Genomic DNA, 19,759 nt, shown 5'->3' on the forward strand with positions numbered 1-19,759 from the left:
GCTGCTCGTCCTGCCGCGCAGTGGCCCGCGCCGCCTCGACCTAGCCTCCGACACCCCCGCCCTTCGGGCGGCCGGCGCTACTTTGCGGACACGGCCTCCCGGGTGCCGCCGAGCACGCCGATCAGGCGCGAGCTGCTGTCCGCGCCGAAGCCAGCCTCGACACCGCGCCGGTAGAGCTCGGCGTGCGCGGTCAGGATCCCGGTGTCCACACCGGAGTCGGCGGCCGTGTGCAGGATGTGCTCGACGCTCGCGGCGCACATGGCGAGCCGCTCGTGCTCGCCGCCGTGCTCGCCGGCGTCGATCAGCGGGGCGCCCCCCGTGTAGAAGCCGCGCATGCTGTCGGCCGTGTAGCCGGCGTACGGGAGGATGTCCGCCGCCGTCAGCCCGTTGGCGCGGGCGACGGCGACGGCCTGGTACCAGCCGGTGTAGGCGGTCCAGAAGAGGATCATGTTGAGCTGGTAGTAGAGCTGCGCGTGGCCGGGGTCGGCGCCCCGGTAGTCGGTGGCGGCGAGCACGTCGAGAGCGGCCCGGTGCTCCTCGTAGACCTCCGGCGGGCCGCTGACGAACACGGAGGAGCCCTCCTGGCCGATGCCGGCCGGCGGCACGTTGACCCCGCCGGTGAGGTACGCGGCCCCGCGCGCCTCGGCCCACCGGGCGGCGGCGCGGGCCTTGTCCGGGACGTCCGAGGACAGGTTGGCCAGTACACGGCCGCCGAGGTCGGTGTCGCCGAGCGTGCCGTACATGGCCTCGACGTCGATGAGGCTGAGCACGGTCAGCCGGCTCGCGGCGACGGCCTCGGCGACCTCGGCGGCGCGGTGGGCCCCGCGGGCGACGAGCTCGTCGCCCTTGCCCGCGCTGCGGTTCCACACGGTGACCTCGAAGCCGGCGTCGAGATAGGCGGCGGCCATGGCGCGGCCCATCGGGCCGAGGCCCACGACGGTGACCTTGGCGTCCTGGGCCCGGGTGGTACGGATCTGGTTCATGACGGAGTTCTCCCCCAACGCATCGTCTAGAACGAACGCTCTATCCAGCGCTCGGGACGACCGTAGCACGGGACTAGAACGAACGCTCTATCTAGATTCGGCGGTAGGATCACGCCCATGGCCACAGCAGCGACGACCACAGCACCCGGGACGCGCGACCGGCTGGTGCGCACCGCATCCCGCCTCATGCAGCACGGCGGATACGAGAACACCCCGGTCAAGCAGCTCGTCCGCGAGGCCGGGGCCACCCTCGGCTCGCTGTACCACTTCTTCCCGGGCGGCAAGCAGGAACTCGCGGTGGCCGCGATCCACTTCGGCGACGAGGAGTTCGCGGAGCTGCTCCGCGCCGGGCTCGCCGCCCACACCGACCCCGCGGAGGCGGTCGAGGGCGTGGCCGCCGTGCTCGCGCAGGCACTGGAGGCCTCCGACTGGCGGGACGGCTGCCCGGTGACGGCCACGGCCCTGGAGACGGTCGGCCGTCTCCCGGAGCTCCAGGACGCCTGCGCCCAGGCCTTCGCCAACTGGCAGCACCTGGTGGCCGCGAAGCTCCTCGCGTCGGGCTACCCGGAGCCGGAGGCCCGCGACCTGGCGATCACCGTGATCAACACCCTGGAGGGCGCCGAGACGACCTCACAGGTCACCCGGAGCCGCACCCCGCTCCTGGTGGCGGGCCGGCACCTGGCCCGGCTGGTGGCCTCGTACCGGGACTGACCCCGGGGACCGGCCGGGCAGGTGCGACGGGACAGGACCTAGGAGATCGCGGTCCGGAGGCGGGCCACGTCGATCGGCTCGGTCTCGTCATGGGCCGTCAGGTCGATGACCTGGCCCACCGCGCGGGTCTCGTCGGTCGCCGGCTTGAACTCCGGCTCGGCCACGGCCTGGGCGGACTCGGCCTTGTGCACCGCGAGGGCCTCCGCGCCGACCACGTCGGCCAGGTCCTCGTTCTGCACCGCCTCGATCACCGCGCGGGCCTGCGCCGCGTTCTTGGTGCCGAAGAAGTCGAAGCCGCCCTCGACGCGCGAGGCGGTACGCCGCTGGGCCGCGTACGGGGCCACCGCGGCCGCCGGACGGCGCGCGGGGACCGAGGGCGCGGCAGCGGGGGCGGGAGCGTGGCCACGGCCGGGACCGGGATCGGGCTCCGGGGCCGACGGCCCCGCGGGCAGCGCCCGCGCCTCCCGCCTGCGGGAGGCCAGCGCCTCCAGGGCCGAGTGGGCCCGGGCGTAGCCGACCGCGGTGGGCGCGCCCGCCGAGGTGCGCTCCTCGGTGACGGGCGGAAGTTCCTTCGGTGCGGCGGCCGGCGCCGCAGAGGCCTCGATGGCCAGCAGCCGGCGGCCCTCCAGGGCGCTGGCGCGCTCGGTCTCGGCGGTCGCGTACCGGCGCAGCAGTGCCGCGTGCTCGCCGCGCAGGCCCGCCAGTTCGACCCGCTTGGCGCGCAGCTTGGCATCGAGCCTGGCCCGCAGCATCCGGGCCTCTTCGAGGTCGGATTCGAGCTCGGCTATCCGCTCGTCGGTCCGCCACTCGTCCTTGACCCGCTCGCGCGCGAGCTCGGCGACGCGGCGGCCCGCCGAGCGGTCCCAGGCGCGCATGACGACGGCGCCGGCGACCCCGGCCGCCGCCGTGACGGCCACGAGGAGCCGGAGCGCCATCGGTTCCGCCAGCAGCCAGGCCGCGCCGGCGGCGGCGACGGACACACCGGCCACGGTCGTCGGCGTGAGCAGCCGGTGCAGGGGTTCGGGATTGCGGTGGCGTCCACGGGGCATGGCCCGAAATTTACAGGGCATGGGGGTCCAGTGGGATACCCGCCCGGCAAACTCTTCCCGGGCAGTTGAGCCACTTTTCCCGGTCAACCCCGTGCGCGCTACTTCTTCAGCAGGCCCTTGGACTCCAGGTAGGCCTTCGCGACGTCGGCCGGCTTGGCGCGCTCGGCGTCCACCTTGCGGTTCAGGTCGACCAGATCGGCCGTCGTGAGCGCCTTGGTCAGCTTGTCGAGCGCGGCGGCGACCTCCGGCGTTCCGGCGTCCTTGGCGTTGACCACCGGCAGGACGTTGTCGGCGTTCTGGAGCTTCTTGTCGTCGTCCAGCAGGACCAGGCCGTAGCTGTCGAGGGTGGCGTCGGTGGTCGTGGTGAGCACGAGCTGGTCGGCGCCGTCCTTGACCGCCTGCTTGGCCTGCGGGGTGCCGACGCCCTTCGGGTCGATACCGGAAACCTGAATTCCGTACGTCTTCGTCAACCCCGGCGCGCAGAAGGGCCTGACGCTGCATTCGTCGCCGGCCGCGATCTTCACCTTGAGTCCGGACTTACCAAGATCGGAAAGCGTCTTCAGGTTGTTCTTCTGGGCGAATTCCCTGGTCACGGCGAATGCGTTCTGGTCGACCGCCTCACCGGCGGCCAGCGCCTTCAGACCGAGCGGGGCCGCGAGCTTCTCCAGGCCCGCCACCGTCGCCGCGACGTCGCTGGAGGCGACGGGCTTCTCCTCGGGCGCCTTCGGACCGTTCACCTTGGCGTTGAGGAACTCCGCGAGCGTGGCCGCGTACTCCGGGACGACGTCGATCTCGCCCTTCTCCAGCGACGGCTCGTAGAGCTCACGGTTGTTGACCGTCTTGACCGAGGTGCTGTAGCCCGCGTCCTTCAGGATCTGCGCATACAGCTCGGCCAGTACGTTCGACTCGGTGAACCCGGCCGCGCCGATCACCAGGCTGCCCTTGCCGCCGCCCGCGGACGAGGAGGAGTCGGCGGAGGCCGGGCCGCCGTCCTTGCTCTTCTCCAGGCTGTCGCCGCCGCACGCGGCCAGCGACACCGTCAGGGCCAGGGCGCCCAGGGACGCGCCAAGGACGCGCGTGGTCTTGGTCATGGAGGTACTCCGTTCGAGGCGATGGACAGGAATCAGCGGGACGACGCCGCCCGCGGCAGCAGCAGCCGGTCCGCCGCCACCAGCACGCCCTCCACCAGCAGGGCGAGTGCGGCCACCAGCAGGGCGCCCGCGACGACCTGCGGGGTGTTGTACGTGTTGAAGCCGGCGGTGATGATCCGGCCGAGGCCGCCCTGGCCGACCATGGCGGCGATCGTGGCCGTGGCGATGACCTGTACGGCGCCCGAGCGCAGCCCGGTCATCACCATGGCGCGCGCGAGCGGAAGTTCGACGCGCAGGAAGAGCTGGATCCCGGACATGCCCATGCCGCGGGCGGCCTCCACGACCGAGCGGTCCACCTCGCGCATGCCGACGTAGGCGTTGGTCAGCAGCGGCGGGACGGCGAAGAGCACGAGCGCGGCGATGGTGGGCAGGTAGCCGGCGTTGCGCAGCGGCGAGACCATGAACAGCGCCAGCACCGCGAAGACGGGGACGGCCCGGCCGATGTTGGAGATGTTGATCGCGAGGGTGCCGCCCTTGCCGAGGTGGCCGAGGAACAGGCCGATCGGCAGCGCCACCGCGCAGGCGATCGCGAGCGCGACCGCACTGACGTAGACGTGCTCGCCGAGCCGGTGCCAGACACCGCTCTCCCCCGACCAGTTGGCGCCGTTCGCCAGCCAGTCCCAGGCCCCTCCGATGACGCCCACGGATTCAGGCCTCCTTCGCCGGAGCCGCAGCCGCAGCCGGAGCCGCAGCCGCAGGCCGGGCACCGGCACGCGCACGGGCTCGGTCACCGGCACCGGCCCGGGTCCACGGGGTGAGCAGCCGCTGTACGCCGAGCAGCAGCAGGTCGGCCACGAGCGCGAGCAGCACGCACAGCACCGACGCGGTGAGCACCTGGGCCTTGAAGGAGCTGTTCACGGCCGGGGCGATGAGATTGCCGAGTCCGCCCTTGCCGACGATGGAGCCGACCGTGGTCAGCGCGACCGTCGAGACGGTGGCGATCCGGACCCCGGCGAGCAGTGCGGGCAGCGCGAGGGGCAGTTCGACCTGCCACAGCAGGCGCCCCGGGCCGTACCCCATGCCGCGCGCGGCCTCCCGTACGTCCTCGGGGACGGCTTCCAGGCCGGCCAGGACGTTACGGACCAGGATCGTCAGCGAATACAGCACCAGCCCGGTCACCACCAGTGCCGCCGAGAGCCCGAAGACCGGCAGCAGCAGGGAGAACATGGCCAGCGAGGGGATCGTGTAGAGGAGGGTGGTCAGGCCCAGGACGGGGGCCGCCCAGCGGCGTCCGCGGCGGGCCAGCAGGGCGAGCGGCACGGACACGGCTATGCCGATCAGGACGGACACGCCCGTGATCCAGATGTGTTCGAGGGTGGCGTCGGTGAGTTCCTGGGAGCGGGAGGTGACGTAGTCCCAGCAGATCCAGTCGTTCGCCACCAGGCAGTTCTGCGCCGCCATGCCCCTCACCCCCCCATCATTCGAACGTACGTCTTCACGATCACCTGTCACAGCGACCCTAACCCGCACCACCCTCAATGGCCGGAATCCTTCGCAGTCGGGCAACACGCCCTTCACAAATCAGCGGCCGGCGTGCGGAAAGATGGGCTTGTGATCCGATTCGAGCATGTGACCAAGCGCTACCCCGACGGGACGACAGCCGTCGAGGACCTGTCCTTCGAGGTGGCGGAGGGTGAGCTGGTCACGCTCGTGGGACCGTCCGGCTGCGGCAAGACGACCACGATGAAGATGGTCAACCGGCTCATCGACCCGACCTCCGGCCGGATCCTGCTGAACGGCGAGGACATCGCGGCCGCCGATCCGGTCGAGCTGCGCCGCCGGATCGGGTACGTCATCCAGCAGGTCGGGCTGTTCCCGCACAAGACGGTGCTGGAGAACACGGCGACCGTGCCGCAGCTGATCGGCACCCCGAAGGCACAGGCCCGCGCCCGGGCGGCCGAACTGCTGGAGCTGGTGGGCCTGGACCCGTCCGTGTACGGGGGCCGGTACCCGGAGCAGCTGTCCGGCGGGCAGCGCCAGCGCGTCGGTGTGGCCCGCGCGCTCGCCGCCGATCCGCCGGTGCTGTTGATGGACGAGCCGTTCGGCGCGGTGGACCCGGTGGTGCGTGAGCGGCTGCAGAACGAGTTCCTGACCCTGCAGAGGACGGTGCGCAAGACGATCCTGCTGGTCACCCACGACCTGGAGGAGGCGATCCGGCTCGGCGACCGCATCGCGGTCTACGGCACCGGCACCATCGAGCAGTTCGCCCGCCCGGCGGCGGTGCTCGGGGCGCCCGCCACCGAGTACGTGGCCTCCTTCGTCGGCGCCGACCGGGGGCTCAAGCGGCTCGCGGTCACCGCGGTCGAGGCGGCCGACCTGGCCGCGGCGCAGGGGAAGGACCCGGCGGCCTCGGTGGAACTGGGCGCGACACTGCGCGAGGCGCTCTCCGCCCTGCTGCAGGAGGACTCGGGGCGGATCGGGGTCACGGACCCGGAATCCGGCGCGCTGGTCGGCGTCCTGACGCCGGAGGGCGTCCACCGGGCACTGCGCCGGGCCCGGTTGCAGGAGGCGTAGGCCGTCTCTTCCGGATCCTGCGGGTCAGGCAGGATCCGGAAGAGACGGCCTCGCCCCGCAACGGCGCCGGGCGGCCCCGGAAGCAGCTGTGACCGGCCTCGGGAGGCCGGTCACGGGTGTGTCGGGCGGTCGGGGGCGCCGGACGTCGGACGTCGGCGCGAGGCGGGTCAGGCCTGGATGCGGCCGCTCATCCACATCAGCATCGGCGGGATCTCCCGTCGCCACGTGTTGAAGTTGTGGCCACCGCTGTCGAGGATGATGGAGGAGACCCGGTCCGGGCCCTGCACCTTCTTGATGAACTTCCTGGTGTCCGTGAGGTTCGGCTCGCCCTTCTCGCTGCTGGTCACGAGGAAGGACGTACCGCTCGGCTTCTTGTGCTCGATGCTGTGCAGCACATCCGCACGCTTCTTCAGCTTCTCGTCCCCGTGGAACAGGTCACCGGTCGTCGGGTCGTCCGGGGCCTCGTAGTACGCGGACAGACCCGCGGCGGCGCCGAAGGTCTGCGGGTAGTGCGCGGCGATCTTCAGGGCGCAGTAGCCGCCCGTGGAGTTGCCGATGAAGCCCATGTTCTGGGGCTTCTTGCCGACCCGGAAGGTGTCCGTGATGGCCTGCGGGAGGTCCTCGCCGAAGAAGGTCTCGGTCTGCGGGCCACCGGGTATATCGACGCACTCGGTGTCACGCGGCGGCGCCACGGTCGGGCGCAGCATGACCAGGATCATCGGCTTCATCTTGCCCGACTTGGACAGGCTGAAGGCCTTCATGGGGTAGTCGAGCCCTTTGACGAGGTTCTCGGCGGTGCCCGGGTACCCCGTCAGGACGATGGACGCGGGGAAGTTCTGGTCCTTGTGCTGGGGCTGGAAGTACTCCGGCGGGAGCCAGACGTAGCCGGGGCTCGTTATCTTCGACTTCTGCCCGGTTATGGCAACCTTCAGGATCTGACCACCGACCTGGGGCTTGGCGCCACCGGGTACGTCCAGCTTCTGCTTGTCGACGACCTTGATGTCCTTGCTGCTCATCGAGTGGTCGACGACCTTGCCCATGGACGTCTCCTGACCGAGCAGGTCGGCCCAGGAACCGTAGAAGAGGAACGACTTGTTGGCCGCCAGCCCCACAGCCGAGAACAGCGCCAGCTGGGTCGCCAGCAGCAGCCCGATCCGGCCGGCGAACGCGCGCCAGGTGCGGCCCGAGAGCTTCGGCCAGAACCACACCGTGGCCGCGAAGAGCAGCACACCGGCGATGATGGCCAGCGCCAGAACCGTATTACTGGTGAGACCCATGAGCAGTCAGTCGACTTTCTGGTGGCAGGACTGTTTTTTTCCGACGAAAGAGTGAACCCGCTCCTCGTCGATGTCGTCCTAAGGGACGCACCACAACACCGGAGGCTGTCGCGGCCTTCGGCCACATGATCTCTCGCGGAGCAACGGGAAGCGATGTCTAGCAGGATAGATGGCGATAAGTCGGGACAGGTTCCGAGCAGGGCCCGCCGAATCCTCCGAGGCCCACAGCCGGAGTCGGTGCCCGGCCTGGTAGGTACGGCCGTCATGATCGTCGGCCTTCTGGACGTCGCAGCAGGGGTGTTCCCGCGTTTCCGGCACAGCCGGATCCACGCGCTGGCGGAGGTGCTGCCGGTCTTCGGGCCGTTCGCAGCGGCCCTCGCCATCAGCGCGGGCGTACTGCTCCTGCTGCTCGCGCACGGCCTCAAGCGCCGCAAGCGCCGGGCCTGGCGGGCGGCGATCGTGCTGCTGCCGGCCGGTGCCGTGGCGCAGTTCCTCTACCGGCACTCGATCCCCGGCGTGATCATCGCGGCGGTGCTCTTCGCGCTGCTGCTGCGCCACCAGAGTGAATTCAAGGCGCTGCCCGACCCGCGCAGCCGCTGGAAGGCCCTCGCCAACTTCGTGGTGATGAGCGCCGGCTCCATCGGGCTCGGCCTGCTCATCGTGAACGTCCACCCGAACCGGGTCGTCGGCAACCCGAGCCTGTACGAGCAGATCACGCACGTCGTCTACGGCCTCTTCGGCTTCGAGGGCCCCGTCGACTACGCGGGCCAGGTGTCCTGGACCGTCGGGTACTCCCTCGGCGCCCTCGGCATGCTGACCGCCCTCACCACCATCTACCTGGCCTTCCGCCCCGAGCACCCGGCCGCCCGGCTCACCGCCGACGACGAGGGCAAGCTGCGCGAGCTGCTGGCCAGGCACGGCGGCCGCGACTCGCTCGGCCACTTCGCGCTCCGCCGCGACAAGGCCGTCGTCTTCTCTCCCAGCGGCAAGGCCGCCGTCACCTACCGCGTCGTCTCCGGTGTGATGCTCGCCTCCGGCGACCCCATCGGCGACGTCGAGGCCTGGCCCGGCGCGATCGAGCGGTTCATGGAGGAGGCCAAGGCCCACTCGTGGACCCCCGCCGTCGTGGGCTGCAGCGAGACCGGTGGCGAGGTCTGGACCCGCGAGACCGGTCTGGACGCCCTGGAGCTGGGTGACGAGGCGATTGTCGATGTCAAAGACTTCTCCCTCGCGGGCCGTCCCATGCGCAACGTCCGCCAGATGGTGAAGCGCATCGAGCGCAACGGCTACACCACCCAGGTGCGCCGGGTCAGCGAGCTGACCGAGGAGGAGCTGGAGCGGGTCCGCGGCGCGGCCGAGGCCTGGCGCGGCACCGACACCGAGCGCGGCTTCTCGATGGCCCTGGGCCGGGTCGGCGAGGAGGGCGACGGCGACTGCTTCATCGCCACCGCGCACCGCGTGGAGGAGGGCGACACCAGCCCGTTCGGCGACCTGAAGGCCGTCCTGCACTTCGTCCCGTGGGGCACCGACGGCATGTCGCTGGAGCTGATGCGCCGCGACCGCGCCGCCGACCCCGGCATGAACGAGCTGCTGATCGTCGCCTCCCTCCAGGCCGCCCCCGACCTGAAGATCGAGAAGGTCTCGCTGAACTTCGCGATGTTCCGCGCGGCCCTCGCCCGCGGCGAGAAGATCGGCGCCGGCCCGGTCCTGCGGATGTGGCGCGGCCTGCTGGTCTTCCTCTCCCGCTGGTTCCAGATCGAGTCGCTCTACAAGTTCAACGAGAAGTTCCGCCCCCGCTGGGAGCCGCGCTTCATGGTCTACCGCACCACCCGCGACCTGCCCCGCATCGGCTTCGCCGTGATGCAGGCCGAGGGCTTCGTCACGGTGGCCCTGCCCCGGCTCTTCGCCAGCCGCCGCCGTCCCAAGCCGGTGCGCACCTGCACGCACAACCACATGACGGCCGTGCCCAAGCAGCCGGAGCGCGAGGTCCAGGCGGCATAACCCCCGCAAGCGCCCGTCCAGGGCCCCGGCGGTCGCGAGACGCCGGGGCCCTGTCGTATCCAGGTCAGCCCTACCCTTGGACCTATGAACACGAAGCGCGGAGCCACCGGCAGGGGCCGGGTCGCAGGTCTGCCGGACTGGGACCGCTGCGCGGTCATGGGCGTCGTCAACGTCACCCCCGACTCCTTCTCCGACGGCGGTCGCTGGTTCGACACCACCGCCGCGGTCAAGCGCGGCCTCGACCTCGTCGAGCACGGCGCCGACCTCATCGACGTCGGCGGCGAGTCCACCCGCCCCGGCGCCTCCCGCGTCGACGAGGAGGAGGAGCTGCGCCGGGTCGTCCCCGTGGTCCGCGGCCTGGCCTCCGAAGGCGTCACCGTCTCCGTGGACACCATGCGCGCGGTCGTCGCCGCCCGCGCCGTCGAGGCCGGCGCGACCCTGGTCAACGACGTCAGCGGCGGCCTGGCCGACCCCGGGATGATCCCGGCCGTCGCCGCCGCCGAGGTGCCCTTCGTCGTGATGCACTGGCGCGGCTTCAGCGCCGGCATGAACAGCCTCGCCGTCTACGACGACGTGCTCGCCGAGGTCACCGCCGAGCTGCGGGCCCGGATCGACGCGGTCGTGGCCGGCGGGATCGCCCCCGAGCGGCTCCTCGTCGACCCCGGACTCGGCTTCGCCAAGAACGCCGAGCACGACCTGGCCCTCGTCGCCCACCTGCCCGAGCTGCGCGCCCTGGGCTTCCCGCTGCTGGTCGCCGCGTCGCGGAAGCGTTTCCTCGGCCGGGTCCTGGCCGGCGGGGCCGGCACCACCCCGCCGCCCGCCCGCGAACGGGACGCCGCCACGGCCGCCGTCTCCGCGATCGCCGCCCACCAGGGCGCCTGGGCCGTACGGGTGCACGAGGTACGGGCGACCGCGGACGCGGTTCGGGTGGCCCGTGCCGTGGAAGGCGCACTCTGATCCGTACCCACCGACAAGGAGCACCGTGAGCAGAACCGACATCGAGGCGGTCGAAGAGGTCAACACGGCCTTCTACGAGGCAATGGAGCGGGGGGACTTCGACTCACTGTCGGCGCTCTGGCTGGAGGACGAGATCTCCTGCGTCCACCCCGGCTGGCCGGTGCTCTCGGGCCGCGGCGAGGTCCTGCGCTCGTACGCGCTCATCATGTCGCACACCGACTACATCCAGTTCTTCCTCACCGACACCAAAGTGGCCGTAATAGGTGATACCGCCCTGGTGACGTGCACGGAGAACATCCTCAGCGGCGGCCCCGCCGAGGACGGCGGGGAACTCGGCCCGCTCGTCGGTCAGCTGGTCGTCGCCACGAATGTGTTCCGACGCACATCCGAGGGCTGGCGCCTCTGGTCCCACCACGGTTCTCCCGTCCTCACGGAGTCCGACGAGGACGAGGAGGAGGACGCCTCCTGACCCCTCCGGCGGGATCCGGAGTATTTCGCAGGTAAATTCGAAGACGGACGACGCCGACCGCACTCGGCGCAGCCATGGCCCCGGGGAGCCCCGGGACCGGAAGCACCTACGAAAGCAGGAGTGATTCGCGTGGATCGTGTCGCGCTGCGCGGCCTCAAGGCTCGCGGGCACCACGGCGTCTTCCCCCGGGAACGCGAGGAAGGCCAGACCTTCATCGTCGACCTCGTGCTGCACCTCGACACCCGCCCCGCGGCGGCCGGAGACGACCTGGCGAAGACCGTGCACTACGGGGTCGTCGCCGAGGAGGTCGTCGACGTGGTCCAGGGTGAGCCCGTCGACCTGATCGAAACCCTGGCCGAGCGAATCGCCCAGCAGTGCCTCAAGCACGAAGCGGTGGCACAGGTGGAGGTCGTCGTCCACAAGCCGGACGCGCCCATCACCGTCCCCTTCGACGACGTGACCATCACGATCACCCGGAGCCGCGCATGAACAACGGACTGAACGCACCGAGCGACCCCACCGTCCAGCCGGTACCCGCCTCCGTCGTCGAGACGGTCGACGCGGCGGACGTGACCCTGTCCAACCCCAAATGGGCCGTGATCGCGCTCGGCTCGAACCTCGGCAACCGGCTGGAGACCCTGCAGGGCGCCATCGACGCCCTCGGCGACACCCCCGGCATGCGGGTCAAGGCCGTCTCCCCCGTCTACGAGACCGAGCCGTGGGGGGTCGAGCCCGGCTCGCAGCCCTCGTACCTCAACGCGGTCGTCGCCGTGAAGACCACCCTGCCGCCGTCCTCGCTCCTGGAGCGCGCGCACGCCGTCGAGGAGGCGTTCGACCGCGTCCGCGAGGAGCGCTGGGGCCCGCGCACGATCGACGTGGACATCGTCGCGTACGCCGACCGGGTCTCCGACGACCCGGTCCTCACCCTCCCGCACCCGCGCGCGCACCAGCGTGCCTTCGTGCTGGCCCCCTGGCACGACATCGACCCGGAGGCCCGGATCCCGGGCCGCGGCCCGGTCACGGAGCTGCTGGCCGAAATCGGCCTGGTCGGCGTGGCGCCGCGCCCCGACCTGGAACTCCACCTCCCCGAGTAGTCGTTAGTAGCCTGTTCACGGCTACTCGCTGAAAGTGGGGAACAGGCAAGTGAAGCAACTGAGGCCGGGGGTCCTGGCGGGCATCTTCGTGGTCGCCGGGGTCCTGTCCTGGGCCGGTGCCCGGCTGTGGAACGCGTACGGCACCCTGCCGGGCGTTCCGCTGGCCGCGCCGATCGTCCTGGGCATCATCGCGGCGGTGCTGCTGGCCACGGCCCTGTCCATGCGCGCCCGCCTCAAGGCCCAGCGGGAGCGCCGCCCTGGCGCCAAGGGCGTGGAGCCGCTGATGGCGGCCCGCGCCGTGGTCTTCGGCCAGGCCAGTGCCCTGGTGGCGGCGCTGGTGGCGGGCATGTACGGCGGTGTGGGCGTCTTCCTGCTGACCGACGCCCTCGACGTCCCCGCCCGCCGCGACCAGGCCTGGTACGCCGGCTTCTCGGTCCTGGCGGGCGTGGCGGTCATCGCCGCCGCCCTCTTCCTGGAACACGTCCTCAAGCTGCCGGAGGACGAGGACCCGAGCAAGGCCCCGGCCCGGGCCTAGGTCCCCCACGACGTACGGACCAGATGCCCGTTCACCAGAAAGTCAGGGTGGGGGGGTGAGGCCGAAGTCGTACAGGGTGGACGGCTTGGCGCTGGGCGCCCGTGGCGTGACGGCTCTGACCTCGACCCACGCCGACTCATCGAGTTCGAGAGGGTGCTCCTCCGTCTGGAACGTCCCGCGCGACGGCCAGCTGTCGGCGACCACGAGCCGCGATGCCGAGCCGTTCGTACGGGGTGTGAACCGCGCGCCGATGACCTGTGCGAGCTCCGCCAGAAAGGGGGCGTTCGAGCTGACGAGCGCCCTCGCAGGCCATCGGGTGATCCTGTACCCGTCTCCGTCCTCGTAGCCGTCCAGGAATCCGCCGAAGGTCACCTCGTCTCTGAGTACGACCCTGGGAAACCGCTGGCGCATGTGGTGAGGGTCGCCGCCCACGTACTGCCGCATGAGGTCGGCGAGGTACGAAGAGACCACGCGGACCCGAAAACCGGGAGCGTCCCGCCCGAGGTAGCCGGATGGCCTTGTCACAGCTTCCAGCCGGGCAGGAAGTCCCGTGGCCCGCGTCAAGGACTCCGCGTACTTCGCGGCGAACGCCTCGTCGTTGACCACCAGGGACAGATAGTTCTTGCCCACCGTGCCGTCGGAGCACGTCGCCCCCACCAGGTACCCGAACTGGTATCCAGGCTGAATCGAAAGTCGTTCGCGGCGCAGCTTGCGCGCGTGAGCCCAGGCCACCACGGTACCCACGGCATCGCGTGCGTGCGTCCATCCGTCAGGAGTCCACAGAAGCTGGTCGGGAGCCACGGCGAAGGTCGCATGATCCGTGGTCACGTCGACGAGCAGGCGGGCCTTGGCCGCACGCACGTCGGTGACCTCGGTCTGCTCGGTTCGGCCTTCTCGCAGTGTCCATACACGGTCCCCCGGTCGGACATCACAGGCCCGGAGCCGCCCCCCGACGGCGTTCACCGTCTGCCTGCTCGGTACGCCCCAATGCATCGGTCCCCCTCCGTGACGTCCTGGAGGGGGACCGTAGCGGACGGTACTGACAACCCGGCTAGCGCGCCATGATCAGGCTCATCGCCTCGGCACGGGTGGCCGTGGCACGGAGTTGGCCGCGGACTGCGGACGTGGTGGTCTTGGCGCCCGGCTTGCGTATACCGCGGACCGACATGCACATGTGCTCGGCCTCGATCACCACGATGGCGCCGCGCGCATCGAGGATGTCCATCAGGGAATCCGCGATCTGCGTGGTGAGACGTTCCTGTACCTGCGGTCGGCGAGCGAAGACGTCCACGAGGCGAGCCAGCTTCGACAGGCCCGTGATCTTGCCGTTCTCCGCCGGGATGTAGCCGACGTGGGCGACTCCGTGGAACGGCAGCAGGTGATGTTCGCACAGCGATACGATTTCGATGTCCTTCACCAGGACCATCTCGTCATGCCCCAGGTCGAAGACCGTCGTCAGGACGTCTTCGGGCTTCTGCCACAGACCCCCCAGGATCTCCTTGTACGCCCGCGCCACGCGCGCCGGGGTCTCCAGGAGGCCCTCACGGTCCGGGTCCTCGCCGACCGCGATCAGGAGCTCACGGACCGCCGCTTCGGCGCGCTTCTCGTCGAACACGCCGATCGTGCCCTCATCGCCGGTCAGGGTCACTGGGTCCGTCATCGATTCCTCGTTCCTGTGAAAAAATACCGCGCCCCCCAGGCTAGAACCTGGGGGGCGCGGCTTCCATTCCGGGTGGGGCGAGCCGCCGGTTACTCGGGGCGGTCCTCTGGAGCCACCTCGATGCCCTTCTCCGTGGAGACCGGCGCGACGGCGGCAGACGTGCCGTTCGCCGAGTTCGTCAGCTGGAGCTCCTTGGGAGAGAGCACCGGCGGACGGGTGGAGGGGGTGCGGCGGGAGGAGCCGGTCCACGCGGGGCGGGCCGGACGCTTCACGATCGTCGAGAAGATCTCGGCGATCTGCTCCTTGTTCAGCGTCTCCTTCTCCAGCAGCGCGAGGACCAGGTTGTCGAGGACGTCGCGGTTCTCGACCAGGATCTCCCAGGCCTCGTTGTGCGCGGTCTCGATGAGCTTCTTGACCTCTTCGTCGACCAGCGCCGCGACCTCTTCCGAGTAGTCCCGCGGGTGCGACATCTCGCGTCCCAGGAACGGCTCGGTGTTGTCGCCGCCGAACTTGATCGCACCGAGACGCTCGGTCATGCCGTACTGCGTGACCATGGCCCGCGCCGTGGCGGTGGCCTTCTCGATGTCGTTCGCCGCGCCGGTGGTCGGGTCGTGGAAGACCAGCTCCTCCGCCGCGCGCCCGCCCAGCATGTACGCCAGCTGGTCGAGCATCTCGTTGCGCGTGGTCGAGTACTTGTCCTCGTCGGGCAGGACCATGGTGTAACCCAGGGCCCGGCCGCGGGACAGGATCGTGATCTTGTGGACCGGGTCGGAGTTCGGGGAGGCCGCCGCGACCAGGGCGTGTCCGCCCTCGTGGTACGCGGTGATCTTCTTTTCCCGGTCCGACATGATCCGGGTCCGCTTCTGCGGGCCCGCCACGACACGGTCGATCGCCTCGTCCAGCGCGTGGTTGTCGACCAGCTTCTTGTCCGAGCGGGCCGTGAGCAGCGCGGCCTCGTTCAGGACGTTGGAGAGATCGGCACCGGTGAAGCCGGGCGTACGACGGGCGACCGCGCCCAGGTCGACGTCCGGGGCGACCGGCTTGCCCTTCTGGTGGACCTTGAGGATCTCCAGCCGGCCCTGCATGTCGGGACGGTCGACCGCGATCTGCCGGTCGAAGCGGCCCGGGCGCAGCAGCGCCGGGTCGAGGATGTCGGGACGGTTCGTGGCGGCGATCAGGATGACGCCGCCCTTCACGTCGAAGCCGTCCATCTCGACCAGCAGCTGGTTGAGGGTCTGCTCGCGCTCGTCGTGACCGCCGCCGAGACCCGCACCGCGGTGCCGGCCGACGGCGTCGATCTCGTCGACGAAGACGATCGCCGGGGCGTTGGCCTTGGCCTGCTCGAACAGGTCGCGGACACGCGAGGCACCGACACCGACGAACATCTCGACGAAGTCGGATCCGGAGATCGAGTAGAAGGGGACACCGGCCTCGCCCGCGACGGCGCGCGCGAGCAGGGTCTTACCGGTGCCGGGCGGGCCGTACAGCAGCACGCCCTTGGGGATCTTGGCGCCGACGGCCTGGAACTTCGCCGGCTCCTGCAGGAACTCCTTGATCTCGTGGAGTTCCTCGACGGCCTCGTCCGCGCCCGCGACATCAGCGAACGTCGTCTTCGGGGTGTCCTTGGTGATGAGCTTGGCCTTGGACTTCCCGAAGTTCATGACCCGGGAGCCGCCACCCTGCATCTGGTTCATCAGGAACAGGAAGACCAGGACGATGAGCACGAAGGGCAGGAGCGAAAGCAGCACGCTCAGGAACGGGCTGGTCTTGTCCGGCGTGACGGAGTACCCGTCCGGGATCTGACCGGCGTCGTACTTGGTCTGGAGGCTCTGGGCGAGCTGGACGCCCTGATCCCCGATGTAGTTGGCCTGGAACTTGGTGCCGTCGTGCTTGCCGAGCTTCTCGCCTTGCTTGAGCTCGATCTTGATCATCTGGCTGTCGCCGGTGGTCAGCTTGGCTGTCTCCACCTGGCCAGTGTTGATCGCCTTGATGACCTCGCTGGTGTCCACCGACTTGTAGCCGCCGCCGGAGCCGACGACATTCATCAACACGACCACGGCGAGGACGGCCAGCACGATCCACATGACCGGCCCACGGAAGTATCGCTTCACGTCCATCCATACGGGACGCCAGGCGTCCCGTCCCTCCTGCCCGTAGGTAAATGCTGCTGTGAGTAAAGACTGTTCTTCGGAATGTACCCCTGAATTGTCACCCGCGGCCCTGTGGGACGGCTGACAGACCCGCCTTCCCCTGCTCCAACGGCGGGAATCGCCCCCAGGTTCCCCGCAGGCGTGCCGGGGTTCCCGGGGGCGGGAGCGGGATCAGCCGCCGTAGACGTGCGGGGCGAGCGTGCCGACGAACGGCAGGTTGCGGTACTTCTCCGCGTAGTCCAGGCCGTAGCCCACGACGAACTCGTTGGGGATGTCGAAGCCGACCCACTTCACGTCGATCGCGACCTTCGCGGCCTCGGGCTTGCGCAGCAGCGTGACGACCTCCAGGGAGGCCGGCTGGCGGGAGCCCAGGTTCGACAGCAGCCAGGACAGCGTCAGGCCCGAGTCGATGATGTCCTCGACGATCAGGACGTGCTTGTCCTTGATGTCGGTGTCCAGGTCCTTGAGGATCCGCACCACGCCGGAGGACTGGGTCCCGGCGCCGTACGAGGACACCGCCATCCAGTCCATGGTGAGCGGGGTGGACAAGGCACGCGCCAGGTCCGCCATCACCATCACGGCGCCCTTGAGCACACCGACGATGAGCAGGTCCTTGCCCGCGTACTCCGCGTCGATCTTCGCGGCCAGCTCGGCCAGCTTCGCGTCGATCTCTTCCTTGGTGATGAGCACCGACTGGAGGTCGTTGCCCATGTCCTTCTCGTCCACCCGCATCACTTTCGTTGTCGGCCGGGGCTCCGGGGGGCGACCCCGGAGGACTCAGCCGTGTTTCAGCACCAATCAGCCCTGCCGGATGACAAGTCTGCCACCCTGCCGCTGGGCCTCGACCCGGCCGGGCAGGTTGATGGCGCCCTGACCGCGCCATCCGGTGATGAGGCGGTCGACTTCTTCGATGTGACGGGCGAAGAGCGAGCCCGCGGGGGACCCCGCCGCGACGACGGCCCTGCGCAGCACACGGCGGCGGACGGCCGGGGGCAGGGCGTAGAGCTTGGCGCACTCCAGGCGGCCGTCCGCGTCGCGTACGCCGGTCTCCGCCTCGGCGGCCCAGGCGTCCAGGGCGTCGGCGTCGTCCCGGGAGAGCTGCGCGGTACGGGCGAGTGCCTCGACGACCCCCTTGCCGAGCGCCTTCTCCAGGGCGGGCAGTCCCTCGTGGCGCAGGCGGGAGCGGGTGTAGGCGGGGTCGATGTTGTGCGGGTCGTCCCAGACGGGGAGGGACTGGACCATGCAGGCCTTGCGGGCGGTCTGCCGGTCGACCTGGAGGAAGGGGCGGCGGTAGCGGTTCGTGCGGCCCGCGCTGCCGCCGGAGACCTCCGGCATACCGGAGAGCGAGCGGATGCCGGAGCCGCGGGCCAGGCCCAGCAGGACGGTTTCGGCTTGATCGTCCCGGGTGTGGCCGAGCAGCACGGCGGCGGCGCCGAGGCGGTCCGCGGCTTCGTCCAGGGCACCGTAGCGGGCGTCGCGGGCGGCGGCCTCGGGTCCGCCGTCGCGGCCGACGCGCACGGCGACGGCCTCCACCGGGTCGAGGCGGAGTGCGGTCATGCGGGTGACGACCTCGGCGGCGCGCAGGTCGGAGCCGGGCTGCAGTCCGTGGTCGACGGTGATGCCGCCGGCCCGGATGCCGAGCTTGGGGGCCTCGAAGGCGAGGGCGGAGGCGAGCGCCATGGAGTCCGCGCCGCCGGAGCAGGCGACGAGGACGAGCGGCAGGGGGCCCCCGGCGCGGCGGGGGCCGGCGGGACTGCCCGTGTGGTCGGTGAGGACGTCGTGGAGTACGCGGCGGACCGCCAGGCGTATCGCCGCGACCGCAGGATGGGGACCCATGTCCGGTGCCCTTCGATGGAGTTCGGATGCCTCGGAGGCGTTGGGGTGGTGTGCTGAGGTGCTGCTGCCCGGCTGCCCCCGCGGAACGGGAGGATGTCACTCAGAGTGCGTCGATGGTGACAGAGCCGAGCCGTTCCCCGAGCATCGCACGCCCTTCCACGGCCCACGGTCCCTCGGACGGGTGACGCTGCTTCCCCCAGTGAGACATGTTTACGCCCCCTGTGTCACTCCGCTTCGCTCGGTTCGCTCCCCTTGCGGTGCACCCGGGCCACCCAGTCGGCGGGCCTGGCGATCTCGGCCTTGGTCGGCAGTGTGTTCGGGGAGGTCCACACCCGGTTGAAGCCGTCCATGCCGACCTGGCCGACGACGGCGCGTACGAACCGCTCGCCGTCGCGGTACTGGCGCAGCTTGGCGTCCAGGCCCAGCAGCTTGCGCAGGGCGGCGTCGAGGCGGCCGGCCCCGCTGGCCCTGCGCTGCTGGAACTTCTCGCGGATCTCGGCGACCGAGGGCACCACCTGGGGGCCGACCCCGTCCATCACGAAGTCGGCGTGGCCTTCCAGCAGGGACATGACGGCGGTGAGCCGGCTCAGGATCTCGCGCTGCTCGGGGGTCTGCACGAGTTCCACGAGGGAGCGGCCTTCGTCGCCGTGCTCGGCGTCGGGGCGGGCGCCCGCGAAGGACTGGGCGGCCTCACGGATGCGTTCCAGGACGGTGGACGGGTCCAGCTCGGTGGCGCCGAGAAACGTCTGGATTTCGCCTTCGAGGTGGTCGCGCAGCCACGGGACGGCGGTGAACTGTGTACGGTGCGTCTCCTCGTGCAGGCAGACCCAGAGCCGGAAGTCGTGCGGGTGCACCTCCAGCTCGCGCTCGACGTGCACGATGTTGGGCGCGACGAGCAGCAGCCGGCCGCCGGCGGCGGAGGCGGGGAGGTCCCGGGAGACGGGTGCGAAGGTCTCGTACTGGCCCAGGACCCGGGAGGCCAGGAAGCTCAGCAGCATGCCCAGCTCGACGCCGGTGACCTTGCCGCCGACGGCTCCGAGGACGGCTCCGCCGGAGGCGCCCGCACGGCGGTCCTGCATCTTGCCGAGGAGCGGCTGGAGCAGCTCGCGGAAGCCGGCGACGTTGGCCTTGGCCCAGCCGGCCCGGTCGACGACCAGGACGGGCGTGTCGGGGACGGCCGACCCCTCGGGGATCATCCGGGTGAACTCGCGCACGTGCCGTTCCGAGGTCCTGGCGTGCCGCCGCAGCTCGGCGACGACGGCCCGCGCCTCGTCCCGGGTGACCTCCGGGCCGGGTCGTACCAGTCGGGTCGCGGTCGCCACCGCGAGGTTCCAGTCGACCATCTCCGCACCACCGATGCTCGTCATGCGTC

General features: G+C 70.6%; 20 protein-coding genes. 8 read left to right on the plus strand and 12 right to left on the minus strand.

Going from position 1 to position 19,759, the window contains the following annotated elements:
* Nucleotides 1-77: 77 nt before the first annotated feature.
* Nucleotides 78-983, minus strand: coding sequence for an NAD(P)-dependent oxidoreductase (locus ACZ4YL_RS29215; RefSeq protein ID WP_468120676.1), 906 nt, complete (start codon nucleotides 981-983; stop codon nucleotides 78-80).
* Nucleotides 984-1,100: 117 nt separating this feature from the next.
* Between ACZ4YL_RS29215 and ACZ4YL_RS29220 the strand changes: the two genes are divergently transcribed.
* Nucleotides 1,101-1,694, plus strand: coding sequence for a TetR/AcrR family transcriptional regulator (locus ACZ4YL_RS29220; protein ID WP_468120678.1), 594 nt, complete (start codon nucleotides 1,101-1,103; stop codon nucleotides 1,692-1,694).
* 38 nt (nucleotides 1,695-1,732) lie between these two features.
* On the opposite strand, the gene ACZ4YL_RS29225 is transcribed toward ACZ4YL_RS29220, so the two are convergent.
* From ACZ4YL_RS29225 to ACZ4YL_RS29240, 4 genes are all read right to left on the minus strand, one after another.
* Complete coding sequence (locus ACZ4YL_RS29225) at nucleotides 1,733-2,743, minus strand: hypothetical protein (RefSeq protein ID WP_468120679.1); 1,011 nt, start codon at nucleotides 2,741-2,743, stop codon at nucleotides 1,733-1,735.
* 98 nt (nucleotides 2,744-2,841) lie between these two features.
* Nucleotides 2,842-3,834, minus strand: coding sequence for an ABC transporter substrate-binding protein (locus ACZ4YL_RS29230; protein WP_468120681.1), 993 nt, complete (start codon nucleotides 3,832-3,834; stop codon nucleotides 2,842-2,844).
* A gap of 32 nt (nucleotides 3,835-3,866) precedes the next feature.
* Nucleotides 3,867-4,538, minus strand: a complete 672-nt coding sequence (locus tag ACZ4YL_RS29235; RefSeq protein WP_468120683.1) for an ABC transporter permease — start codon at nucleotides 4,536-4,538, stop codon at nucleotides 3,867-3,869.
* Nucleotides 4,539-4,542: 4 nt separating this feature from the next.
* Nucleotides 4,543-5,295, minus strand: a complete 753-nt coding sequence (locus ACZ4YL_RS29240) for an ABC transporter permease (RefSeq protein ID WP_468120684.1) — start codon at nucleotides 5,293-5,295, stop codon at nucleotides 4,543-4,545.
* Nucleotides 5,296-5,445: 150 nt separating this feature from the next.
* On the opposite strand from ACZ4YL_RS29240, the gene ACZ4YL_RS29245 reads away from it, so the two are divergent.
* On the plus strand, nucleotides 5,446-6,408 hold the full coding sequence (locus ACZ4YL_RS29245) for an ABC transporter ATP-binding protein (protein WP_468120686.1): 963 nt from the start codon (nucleotides 5,446-5,448) through the stop codon (nucleotides 6,406-6,408).
* A 167-nt stretch (nucleotides 6,409-6,575) separates the two neighbouring features.
* Here ACZ4YL_RS29245 and ACZ4YL_RS29250 read toward each other — a convergent pair whose 3' ends face one another.
* Entirely contained in the window at nucleotides 6,576-7,685 is a 1,110-nt protein-coding gene (locus tag ACZ4YL_RS29250) for an alpha/beta hydrolase (protein ID WP_468120688.1), read from the minus strand.
* A gap of 153 nt (nucleotides 7,686-7,838) precedes the next feature.
* Here ACZ4YL_RS29250 and ACZ4YL_RS29255 point away from each other — a divergent pair, with 153 nt between their 5' ends.
* The 6 genes from ACZ4YL_RS29255 to ACZ4YL_RS29280 all read left to right on the plus strand — a co-directional run bounded on the left by ACZ4YL_RS29255 (nucleotide 7,839) and on the right by ACZ4YL_RS29280 (nucleotide 12,741).
* Nucleotides 7,839-9,686, plus strand: a complete 1,848-nt coding sequence (locus ACZ4YL_RS29255; protein ID WP_468120690.1) for a phosphatidylglycerol lysyltransferase domain-containing protein — start codon at nucleotides 7,839-7,841, stop codon at nucleotides 9,684-9,686.
* An 84-nt stretch (nucleotides 9,687-9,770) separates the two neighbouring features.
* Entirely contained in the window at nucleotides 9,771-10,643 is an 873-nt protein-coding gene (folP, locus tag ACZ4YL_RS29260; protein WP_468120692.1) for a dihydropteroate synthase, read from the plus strand.
* A gap of 25 nt (nucleotides 10,644-10,668) precedes the next feature.
* Nucleotides 10,669-11,112, plus strand: coding sequence for a nuclear transport factor 2 family protein (locus tag ACZ4YL_RS29265; RefSeq protein WP_266603374.1), 444 nt, complete (start codon nucleotides 10,669-10,671; stop codon nucleotides 11,110-11,112).
* Nucleotides 11,113-11,241: 129 nt separating this feature from the next.
* Nucleotides 11,242-11,601 (plus strand): dihydroneopterin aldolase, encoded by a 360-nt coding sequence (folB, locus tag ACZ4YL_RS29270; RefSeq protein ID WP_030010912.1) that lies wholly within the window; start codon nucleotides 11,242-11,244, stop codon nucleotides 11,599-11,601.
* Complete coding sequence (gene folK, locus ACZ4YL_RS29275; RefSeq protein ID WP_468120693.1) at nucleotides 11,598-12,206, plus strand: 2-amino-4-hydroxy-6-hydroxymethyldihydropteridine diphosphokinase; 609 nt, start codon at nucleotides 11,598-11,600, stop codon at nucleotides 12,204-12,206. Before folB ends, folK begins: the two co-directional genes overlap by 4 nt.
* Nucleotides 12,207-12,255: 49 nt before the next feature.
* Nucleotides 12,256-12,741: a DUF3180 domain-containing protein gene (locus ACZ4YL_RS29280; protein ID WP_468120695.1), complete on the plus strand. Its 486-nt coding sequence runs from the start codon at nucleotides 12,256-12,258 to the stop codon at nucleotides 12,739-12,741.
* Between the two features lie 42 nt (nucleotides 12,742-12,783).
* On the opposite strand, the gene ACZ4YL_RS29285 is transcribed toward ACZ4YL_RS29280, so the two are convergent.
* From ACZ4YL_RS29285 to ACZ4YL_RS29310, 6 genes are all read right to left on the minus strand, one after another.
* A complete protein-coding gene (locus ACZ4YL_RS29285; RefSeq protein ID WP_468120696.1) occupies nucleotides 12,784-13,602 on the minus strand; it encodes a hypothetical protein in 819 nt (272 codons plus the stop codon).
* 190 nt (nucleotides 13,603-13,792) lie between these two features.
* Nucleotides 13,793-14,401, minus strand: coding sequence for a GTP cyclohydrolase I FolE (gene folE, locus ACZ4YL_RS29290; protein WP_301368324.1), 609 nt, complete (start codon nucleotides 14,399-14,401; stop codon nucleotides 13,793-13,795).
* Nucleotides 14,402-14,490: 89 nt separating this feature from the next.
* Complete coding sequence (ftsH, locus tag ACZ4YL_RS29295; RefSeq protein WP_382544974.1) at nucleotides 14,491-16,518, minus strand: ATP-dependent zinc metalloprotease FtsH; 2,028 nt, start codon at nucleotides 16,516-16,518, stop codon at nucleotides 14,491-14,493.
* A 204-nt stretch (nucleotides 16,519-16,722) separates the two neighbouring features.
* Nucleotides 16,723-17,283, minus strand: coding sequence for a hypoxanthine phosphoribosyltransferase (hpt, locus tag ACZ4YL_RS29300; protein WP_030010907.1), 561 nt, complete (start codon nucleotides 17,281-17,283; stop codon nucleotides 16,723-16,725).
* A gap of 66 nt (nucleotides 17,284-17,349) precedes the next feature.
* The gene (gene tilS / locus ACZ4YL_RS29305) at nucleotides 17,350-18,387 is read right to left on the minus strand and encodes a tRNA lysidine(34) synthetase TilS (RefSeq protein ID WP_468120698.1); all 1,038 of its coding nucleotides are present in this window, start codon (nucleotides 18,385-18,387) and stop codon (nucleotides 17,350-17,352) included.
* A 224-nt stretch (nucleotides 18,388-18,611) separates the two neighbouring features.
* On the minus strand, nucleotides 18,612-19,754 hold the full coding sequence (locus tag ACZ4YL_RS29310; RefSeq protein ID WP_468120700.1) for a zinc-dependent metalloprotease: 1,143 nt from the start codon (nucleotides 19,752-19,754) through the stop codon (nucleotides 18,612-18,614).
* Between the last annotated feature and the right edge of the window lie 5 nt (nucleotides 19,755-19,759).

Source organism: Streptomyces sp. NPDC030021 (assembly GCF_055574035.1).

Bases quoted from the DNA above. Each gene is read 5' to 3' on its own strand.
- ACZ4YL_RS29230 (WP_468120681.1), bottom strand. From the start codon at position 3,834: ATGACCAAGACCACGCGCGTCCTTGGCGCGTCCCTGGGCGCCCTGGCC.
- ACZ4YL_RS29225 (WP_468120679.1), bottom strand. From the start codon at position 2,743: ATGCCCCGTGGACGCCACCGCAATCCCGAACCCCTGCACCGGCTGCTC.
- ACZ4YL_RS29240 (WP_468120684.1), bottom strand. From the start codon at position 5,295: ATGGCGGCGCAGAACTGCCTGGTGGCGAACGACTGGATCTGCTGGGAC.
- hpt (WP_030010907.1), bottom strand. From the start codon at position 17,283: ATGCGGGTGGACGAGAAGGACATGGGCAACGACCTCCAGTCGGTGCTC.
- ftsH (WP_382544974.1), bottom strand. From the start codon at position 16,518: ATGGACGTGAAGCGATACTTCCGTGGGCCGGTCATGTGGATCGTGCTG.
- ACZ4YL_RS29310 (WP_468120700.1), bottom strand. From the start codon at position 19,754: ATGACGAGCATCGGTGGTGCGGAGATGGTCGACTGGAACCTCGCGGTG.
- tilS (WP_468120698.1), bottom strand. From the start codon at position 18,387: ATGGGTCCCCATCCTGCGGTCGCGGCGATACGCCTGGCGGTCCGCCGC.
- ACZ4YL_RS29255 (WP_468120690.1), top strand. From the start codon at position 7,839: ATGTCTAGCAGGATAGATGGCGATAAGTCGGGACAGGTTCCGAGCAGG.
- ACZ4YL_RS29250 (WP_468120688.1), bottom strand. From the start codon at position 7,685: ATGGGTCTCACCAGTAATACGGTTCTGGCGCTGGCCATCATCGCCGGT.
- folE (WP_301368324.1), bottom strand. From the start codon at position 14,401: ATGACGGACCCAGTGACCCTGACCGGCGATGAGGGCACGATCGGCGTG.
- folK (WP_468120693.1), top strand. From the start codon at position 11,598: ATGAACAACGGACTGAACGCACCGAGCGACCCCACCGTCCAGCCGGTA.
- ACZ4YL_RS29220 (WP_468120678.1), top strand. From the start codon at position 1,101: ATGGCCACAGCAGCGACGACCACAGCACCCGGGACGCGCGACCGGCTG.
- folP (WP_468120692.1), top strand. From the start codon at position 9,771: ATGAACACGAAGCGCGGAGCCACCGGCAGGGGCCGGGTCGCAGGTCTG.
- ACZ4YL_RS29215 (WP_468120676.1), bottom strand. From the start codon at position 983: ATGAACCAGATCCGTACCACCCGGGCCCAGGACGCCAAGGTCACCGTC.